Below are 8,988 nucleotides of genomic sequence, written 5' to 3'. Positions count from 1 at the left end.
TAGTTTAAATTCACATAGTTACTAATATCAATTTATATAATTTTTAATCTAAAACTTATATAAACTTTAATTTCAAACTCATATAAATCTTAAGATCAACTTATACAATCCTTAGTTTTAACTTAAAGATAAGTCTTGATGAAAATGGGAGTTTTATTAACGCATCTACTAATGTAGCAGGTGCTGCAAATGTCCTAAATGGCGCGACTTTTTCAGTAAATGGAACTGTTCTTTCTGGTGTTAATCCAGCATTAAATGCTAACCTATCTTCTCAATTAGATGCTATACAAGATATTCAAAAATCATTACAAGATATCTCTAATGACGTTATAGCTGGACAGACACAAATCGGAGATGCTAGAACTATTATCGATAATGGATTAATTGGTATTACTACAATGTATAACGGAATAGTGACTAAAGTGGGAGACACTGGACCCTACAAGAATGGTTCTCCAACTAATAATGATGCTACAAGATCATATGCTAATGGCCAGGGAGTTGTGATAGCAGACAGTATTTCTAAACTCTTTAATTCGACAGATCCTAATCTTGCAACGACTGTTAGTAAAACTGCTAATAATTTAGTTAGTGCATTTAACAAAACTACAGCTGGTAACTCAACATCGCTTCAGGATAAAATAGCATCTTTTCAAAATGCTTTATCTACAATAAGACCAACCAATATAGAGCTAAATAATCCTTTGTATGTCACAGCAAGCACTAACTTAAGCAATTCACTAAAAAGTCTAACAGATCCAAATAATGGTGCTATTGCCCAACTTCAAAGCGCTATAAATGAATACCAGGCTAATGCAAACATATACAACGCTGAGATAAAAAAGTCTCAAAGCAATTTGCGCACTATAATAGATAATGGTTCATGGTCAAGTGAATATGCAATACAATCTATATATCAGGTAGTATCAGCTTTAAAATCTACTGTACTTAATGGAGTTCAAACAGATTCTAAACACAAAACTCAAAACGATATAACAATCAATGTCGTTAAAGGCATTGATCCTACCGCTACTAGTAACTTTGATAGCAACACTGCCAAAGTTACTACGCAAGATCCTAAAACATCTTTAGAAAAAGTACAAATAGCTTTAAACGATGTGGAGACTGCTGTAAAACAAGTTGGCAAAGATGCGCAAGCTTTGGCTATTACAAGAGCAGTTATCTCAGCACAAAGCTCAGCCTCTCAAGCCTCGCTTAATGCTGCTGCCCAAGATGCAGCAAGACGCAAAAACTCAGCACCTACCATCCTCCCTACAGCTAAGGCTGGATTAATAGCTTTCTTTGGTAAGCATCAATCTGTATCTGTAGAGTATCAATACTATTTTAGAAATACTAATCCATCTTTTACTAGTGGAGAAGTAACACTTAATTATGCTTATTACTTTGGTGGTAAGTAGGAAGTAAAAAGAGGTAAGTAAGTTTTATATTTAGTAAGTGTATTTAAGTAGAGTTTAAAAAGATTTAGAATCTAAAATAAAAAGTAGATTCTAAACTTTTCAAATAACTAAAAACAATATTAACAATTACAAAGAATGTAGTTATAAAAACTGTAGTTATAAAGACTATTTGGACTATTTAGATTACAAAGACTACAAGCAATAATCTTTGTAATCTAAACATTAAAACTCTTTGTAGTCTCATTATTAAAAGTCTTATGAATCTTTTATAACCCTATAGAATCAATCTAACTTCATAAGGTTTAGAATCTAAGATTTAGGATTCTAAACTTTCCTCACATATTGACCACGTTATATCACATGCTATGCTATATGAGGCGCTACTTCTAGTATACAACAAAAGATTATCACCCAACGACTATTGCTTAAGTAGCGCATTACACACACATATAGCCCTGTGCTATATAAAATATTTGCTTTTTAAGATAAGTGTTTTGGTAAGGTTTTAAAGTGGGCAAAGTAGTTTTAAGTTATTAATAAGGCCTAGTTAAGATTAGATAGTCTTAGTTTAACTTTTATATACCCTAACATTACTTCTATCTTAAAAATCATCAACTCCACCTCAAAAATCCTTCTAAAATTTACAAAAAATATAAATTTATATAGAGTTGAAAAACTGTTTTTTAGACTATAAAAAGCAAATTATTTAAACTTAAAAAGGATTCCTTAAAGTATGGATATGATTAAAAAAGCTCTCTTAGCCACTGGCTTAATTGCAAGTTTTACTACCTTAACTTTTGCAAAAGAAACTAAAAGTATAAATAAACACCATCACACAAAACACAAAGAAAAAACTAAGCACAATATAGAATCTAAGTCTATTACACCCAAACTAGACCCTTTGCAAAGCAGCCCATTAAAACTAACCAAGCTTCCTACTAAACTAGAAGGTTTTAATCTTTCTGTTGGACTAGGAGCTGGCTTTGATGTAGATGCTTTTTATATAGACCCAAAGCTTCAAGCTGTCCCAAATAATGCTGGTATAAAAACTGGCTATAGGAGTGTTTATGGTGGTAGTTGGAGTGTAAGACTAGGTGCAGGTTACTTTATAAGTAATCAAGTTTTTGGTAGCACAGTTGGGCTTGAAGCTAGCTTTTCTGCTGGATCTAGGATAATAAACTACAAGCTAAAAGACCTAAAAATCAGTCTTAATAGTGACACTACTAGAACCTTAGATTCTAGAGTGTATACTCCAGAGTACTCCCTAGGTCTTAATCTAATCCAAATCTTTGGAAAAAATAAAATTAGATTTGGCTATAGCCTAGGTGCAGGAGTTGCTTTTATAGACCCAAAAGTAACAGCGCTAAACTATCCACAAAATGTAACATTAAGAGGAAGCGCTATACCTATTACTAAGTTTAATCCAAACTTAATAGCTATATTTGACCCTAACTCTGCCATAGCTGGTGTAGGCTTTTCTACAGTCCCAGTAGATGTTTTTCCAGTACAAACTATCAAAGCAGTACCTATAGTTAGTTTTGGGCTTTTAACTATGATAGATGCCCACCATAAAATCTCGCTTGAGTATAAGTACTATATTAATAGCTACATAGACTACAGTAGCACTCTAAGCCTAAACTATGCTTACTACTTTGGAATCTAAAAGGAAGACATGATGATAAAAAAGATACTCTTTGCTTCCTCTTTGATTATAAGTTTAACTAGTCTAGGCCTGGCTAAAGATGCTAGCTTAGATGTTAAAAAAGAAAGTGTTGATAGATTACAAGGCTTTGGGATCATGGCTGGAGTTGGTGGTGGTTTGGCTATAGATGCTTTTACTCTGACATCTGATTTTGCACAAAATGGCTTTAAGCCAGGCACTAGGGCAGTTTATGGTGGTAGTGTGGGATTAAAACTGGGGGTAAGTTACTTTAGCAAGCAAAACTTTTTAGGAGGTAGCCTAGGCCTAGAAGCTACGCTTAATGTAGGAACTAGGATAGTACACTATGAGCTAGATGATATAAATATAGCCAAGCTTACATCACCTGAGTACTCACTAGAACTAAACTTTTTGCAAGTCTTTGGTAGTAATAAACTTAAGTTTGGCTATAGCTTAGGTGCAGGAGTTGCTTTTATGGACCCTTATGCTAATAGAACAGGTGAAGGCTCTGTGCCACCACGAACTAGTACTAGTAACAATAAGCCAATTGAGTTTAATGGGAATCTTATCACTATATTTGACCCAACTATCTTAAGAGGTGTATTTTCTACACAAGCGCCAGCTTCTTATAATCCTATAACTGATACCATAGGTTTTAGCCCAGAGAAGGTAACTCCAACTATAACACTAGGCCTAGTAAGCATTATAGATACACACCATAAGGTTTCTATAGAGTTTAAAAACTATATAAACAGCTATGTTGGATTTAGTAGTAATGTAACTTTAAACTACGCGTACTACTTTAGGAAGAAGTAAGATTAGTATAGAATCTAAAAAAGATCTTTTTTAGATTCTATAAAGTTAGGCTGAAGGTAGATTTTATAAAATAGATTCTATATAAACAGCGAGTTTACACTTTCGTTATGGTAGATCCTGCGTATGACTTCTGCAAAAAGTGGGGCTACGCTTAAGACTTTTATCTTAGGATCTTCTATATGAAGTGGGATAGTGTTAGTTACTACCACTTCATCTAAGACGCTTTCTTCTATATTCTTATAAGCAACACCACTTAAGACTGCGTGCGTGCCTAGAGCTCTAACACTAGTAGCACCTCTATTTTTTAAAGCATATGCTGCCTTGCACATAGTGCCTGCTGTATCTATCATGTCATCTATTAAAACAACATCTTTGCCTTCAACATTGCCTATAATATTCATCACTTCACTTACATTTGCTTTCTCACGCTTTTTATCAACTATAACTAAGTCTAGACCTAGCAAGTCTGCAAAGTATCTAGCCCTAGCTACGCCACCTATGTCCGGTGAGGCTATTATTGGGTTTATTAGATTTTTATGTCTTATGTAGTCACGAAATAACACAGCGCCATATAAATTATCAACTGGTATATCAAAAAATCCTTGAATCTGCCCTGCGTGTAAGTCCATAGTTATAACGCGGTTTATACCAGCTGATTGAAGTAAGTTAGCCACAAGTTTTGCAGTAATGGGTACTCTTGGGGCCACTTTTCTATCCTGTCTAGCATAGCCAAAGTAAGGTATAACTGCATTTATAGAGTTAGCACTGCTTCTTTTAAAAGCATCAGTCATTATTAAAAGTTCCATTAAGTTATCATTAGTTGGCGCACAGGTTGGCTGGATGATAAAGACATCCTTCCCACGTACAGACTCACTTATCTGCACGCTTATCTCGCCATCACTGAAGCGGTTTAAAAGTGCATTACTCAAAGCACAGTCAAGGTGTCTTGCTAGCTCTTTGCCAAACTCTTTATGTGCACTACCACTAAATATTTTAAAACCCATGAAACTACCTCGCAATCTTTATGTAGAAAAAGTCTTAGATTATATAAAACTTTAACTTTAAAAGTTATAAAATTACCCCGAAGATAACTTCATTAACCTATACCCATAAAGCGAATAAAATGCCACTTAGACTACTCTTCTTAGCTCTTTTGAGCGTACTTTTCATCCAAGCAAAAACTTTAGCTCCCATAGACTTTAAACCCATAATCCTAGGCGATGATAATGGCAAAACTTTGCTTTTACTAGGTGGTATACAAGGAGATGAGCCAGGTGGCTTTAATGCGGTTAATGTCTTTTTGATGACTTATAAGATAAGCCATGGCAAGGTTATAGCTGTTCCAAGTACTAATATCCACAGTATGCTTTTAAATCACAGAGGTATATATGGCGACTTAAATAGAAAGTTTGCAAAACTTAGTCCAAAAGATAAAGAGTATGGGATAATCCAACACATAAAAAGCCTTATAACAAGAAAAGATGTTGATTTCGTGCTTCATTTGCATGATGGATCAGGCTTTTTTAGGCCAACTTATATAGACGCTAAGCACAACCCAAATAGATGGGGTAACTGCACTATCATCGATCAAAAAAATGTTAATAATGAAGAGTATGGAGACTTAGTAGACAACGCAGATAAGATTATAAAACACATAAATGCTAACTTACTAGACCCAGAGCATAAATATCATCTTCATAACACCCATACAAAGCAAGGTGATGAAGAGATGCTTAAAGCCTTAACCTACTTTGCTATAACCCATCATAAAGCAGCTATAGCTAATGAGGCTAGTAAAGAGCTAACTGTAGCAAAGCGTGTCTATTATCATTTACTAGCAGTTGAAAGCGTATTAAACATGCTTGATATACACTATGAAAGACCTTTTAAACTAACTCCTTTAAACATTTATAGAATCATGTTTGATAAAAGCCTAACTGTGGATATAGAAGGTAAGATCACCTTACCTATGTTTGGCCTAAGACCTTATCTAAACTACTTCCCACTGCCTGAAGGCGTGCCTTTAGCAGATATAACTTTAGAATCTAGAGCTCACATATTAGGGCTTTTGCCTAATAGTGATGGAAGTGTGTCTTTGAAGTATGGCAATAGAGTTTTAACTAGATTTAAGCCATTTTATACAGACTTTAAAAACTCACTAGATTCCATAAAAGCTAAGGTTGATGGCGTAGATACTACTTTAAAAGTAGGCGAGATAGTTAAGGTTAAAAAAAGTATCTTTTTAGACCCTTCCAAAGACTATAGAGTTAATATCATAGGATACGTAAAACCTAACTCAAAAGAGCTAGATGATACAGGAGTGCTTTTAAGTCGCAAAGATATGGTAAAACGCTTCAGTATAGATAAGCAAGAACGTATCTATAGGGCTGAAATCTACACAGGCGAAGTCTTTAGAGGCATGGTGCTTTTGGAGTTTGAAGGCAAGTAAGTTTTTTAAGCCCTAAGCTTTTAGTCATGCTAAAGCTCTTTTTAATCATCAAAGTCCTATATAAGCTAGCAAGCAAGTCTTGACTTAGCTTTATTTGTAATGATATCTTTAGCTAAATACCACCTATATTATTTTTCTTGTGCGGGTAAGAATATAAACTTGCTTGATGCCTTATGTTTTTAGAAAACCGCTTTAGATTTAATCTTTATAAGGCATGCAAGGCTCATGGTTGTTATGATGGGTAAGCTTAGGTAGGTGTTAGTTTAAGTGGAAATATAAGTAGATGTGTCACATGTTAGAGGTGTCGTGATTTTATCTGTCCTATACTAGGAGTAAATGCAATAAATAATATGAGTATCTATATATGAAAACTAACTTAAAACTTAAAAATGGCATTTATTCTAAACATAAAGCCTAGCGGGCATATACTCTATCCTTAATCTAGAATCTACACTTAGCACTTAGCACTTAGCACTTAGCACTTAGAATCTAGTTTAAAACTAGATTCTGACTTAAAGATAAACTATAAGTTTGTTAAGTCTTTATGAGAGCTTGTTTATGAGAACTTATTTATTAGGTTTTATTTTTAGAATCTAAAGTAATTTAGATTCTAAACCTAGAGTTAGTTTGAAAGTAGGATTAAGGATTTAGGGATTAAAGAATTAGGATTTAGGATTTAGGATTTAGGATTCTAAACTTTATGAAGTTAGATTTAGATTCTAAATCTTAAAGACTTTAGATTCTAAATCTTTTTAAACTCTACTTTACTACACTTACTAAATATACAACTTAATATATAAATCTTATGTTTTATAAGATTTATATAATTCATGCAAATTATATAAATCTTAATATATAAAACCTTTTTTACCTTTTTTACCTTTTTTACCTACTATCTACTATCTACTATCTACTATCTACTATCTACTATCTAGTTTCTAGTTTCTAGTTACTTCTTACTTCCTACTTACCACCAAAGTAATAAGCATAATTAAGTGTTACTTCTCCACTAGTAAAAGATGGATTAGTATTTCTAAAATAGTATTGATACTCTACAGATACAGATTGATGCTTACCAAAGAAAGCTATTAATCCAGCCTTAGCTGTAGGAAGGATGGTAGGTGCTGAGTTACGACGTGCTCCTTCTCTTGCAGCCGCTCCTGCTGCTTGGTTTTGAGCTATAACTGCAGCTGATACTGCTTGTTCTAACTTTTCGTTAGCTGCCCTTACATCTTTTATAGCTTCGTTTAGACTTTTAACATTAGCTCCATTGCTATCTTGTAATGGACGTGCTACTTGAGCATAACTAACATTTGTAACTTCAGTAGCTGTAGTTTTGCTAGGATCTAGTTTGTTGGTATTATCTACAGTAACTGTAGGTGTATTAGGCTTACTTGGATCTCCGTTTGCATAAGTAGTTACAGTTGTTGTTGTGCCAGTTGGGGTTGTATTAACTACTGTTTTAACAGTGTCATATGTTACTGCTTGAGTTGGATTATTACCGCCATTTATGATGCCTTCTATACTACTAGCACTAGTGGCTGCGTTTTGTGTGCTTTGAAGTAGTGGGACTACACCCCTATTATTGCTATTATTTATTAAACCAGCTAATTGATCTTTTATGTAAGCTTTTCCAGAATTATCATCTGTTTGGTCAGGATTACCAGTACTATCATAGCGACCACTACCTACCCACCAAGCATCTTCATTAACAGCGGCTGATGGTGTCCAGCTTGCTCTAGTAGATCCAGTTGTTGGTGGATTGGCTAAAGCTTGGAGGCTTGCTTTATTTGCACTTACTACATTAGCTGAGTTTATATTAACTGCAGATTGTAATGCATCTATAGTTGCATTAAGCTGGCTTAAGCTCGCTAGTTGGGCGTTCTTAGCTTCTAAAACCTGAGGGTTGTTTGATACTTGAGTAGGTATAGTTAGCGCATTTTGAAGATTAACTACACTTTGTCTTAAGTTGCTCATAGTTGTATATAACTGGGAATTTGTATTAATGCCATTATTTGGCACTGTTCCACTAGGGCCAGTAGTAAGCGTAGTATTACCATTTACCACATTATTAAAACTGGAGGCTTTAGAGGCTAGGGAATCATAATTATTTATGGCATTAACTAAAGAATTAGCTCCAGTTGACACAAATCCCCAGAGGTTTGCTGCTGCTTGACCATTATATTTTATATGGCCATTGGTATCAGAAACAACATTTTTCTTTATCAAAAGACCAGTGTTACCATCATTTAATGCTGAATTATAGCTATTGTATCCATTTTGCAATCTATCTGCTTGTTCCTTGCTTGCATTAGCTAAAGATACACTAGCTGGAGATAAAGCAGATATAGCATCTTGAAGCTGCTGGATATTAGAATCTACTGCTTGACTTAGTGTAGTTATAGTAGCATTTCCCCCCAAAGCAAAAGATGTATCTAAGCCTATAGCACCGGCTGCAACTGAGCCATTAGCCCTAGTAGATGCGTTAATAAAACTCCCATTTTCATCAAGACTTATCTTTAAGTTAAAACTAAGGATTGTATAAGTTGATCTTAAGATTTATATGAGTTTGAAATTAAAGTTTATATAAGTTTTAGATTAAAAATTATATAAATTGATATTAGTAACTATGTGAATTTAAACTA

Annotated in this window: 6 protein-coding genes; 4 read left to right on the top strand and 2 right to left on the bottom strand. The window is 34.1% G+C overall.

Features of this window, described 5'->3' with window-relative positions:
- Positions 1-398: 398 nt before the first annotated feature.
- The 3 genes from BKH43_RS08200 (at position 399) to BKH43_RS08190 (ending at position 3,894) form a co-directional block, all read left to right on the top strand.
- Positions 399-1,418, top strand: coding sequence for a hypothetical protein (locus BKH43_RS08200; protein WP_095230454.1), 1,020 nt, complete (start codon positions 399-401; stop codon positions 1,416-1,418).
- 733 nt (positions 1,419-2,151) lie between these two features.
- Positions 2,152-3,081, top strand: a complete 930-nt coding sequence (locus BKH43_RS08195; RefSeq protein ID WP_095230452.1) for a hypothetical protein — start codon at positions 2,152-2,154, stop codon at positions 3,079-3,081.
- Positions 3,082-3,093: 12 nt separating this feature from the next.
- On the top strand, positions 3,094-3,894 hold the full coding sequence (locus BKH43_RS08190; protein WP_095230450.1) for a hypothetical protein: 801 nt from the start codon (positions 3,094-3,096) through the stop codon (positions 3,892-3,894).
- Positions 3,895-3,971: 77 nt separating this feature from the next.
- On the opposite strand, the gene BKH43_RS08185 is transcribed toward BKH43_RS08190, so the two are convergent.
- Positions 3,972-4,898 carry a ribose-phosphate pyrophosphokinase gene (locus tag BKH43_RS08185; protein WP_095230448.1) on the bottom strand — a complete coding sequence of 309 codons (927 nt, stop codon included), beginning with the start codon at positions 4,896-4,898 and terminating at the stop codon, positions 3,972-3,974.
- Positions 4,899-5,017: 119 nt separating this feature from the next.
- Here BKH43_RS08185 and BKH43_RS08180 point away from each other — a divergent pair, with 119 nt between their 5' ends.
- Positions 5,018-6,343 carry a M99 family carboxypeptidase catalytic domain-containing protein gene (locus BKH43_RS08180; protein ID WP_095230446.1) on the top strand — a complete coding sequence of 442 codons (1,326 nt, stop codon included), beginning with the start codon at positions 5,018-5,020 and terminating at the stop codon, positions 6,341-6,343.
- Between the two features lie 963 nt (positions 6,344-7,306).
- Here BKH43_RS08180 and BKH43_RS08175 read toward each other — a convergent pair.
- Complete coding sequence (locus tag BKH43_RS08175) at positions 7,307-8,764, bottom strand: hypothetical protein (RefSeq protein ID WP_095230444.1); 1,458 nt, start codon at positions 8,762-8,764, stop codon at positions 7,307-7,309.
- Between the last annotated feature and the right edge of the window lie 224 nt (positions 8,765-8,988).

The sequence above is a fragment of the Helicobacter sp. 13S00401-1 genome, assembly GCF_002272925.1.
Classification (GTDB): domain Bacteria; phylum Campylobacterota; class Campylobacteria; order Campylobacterales; family Helicobacteraceae; genus Helicobacter_I.
The sequence above is the reverse complement of the archived record's forward strand: the minus strand, read 5'-3'. Positions and strand labels throughout refer to the sequence as shown.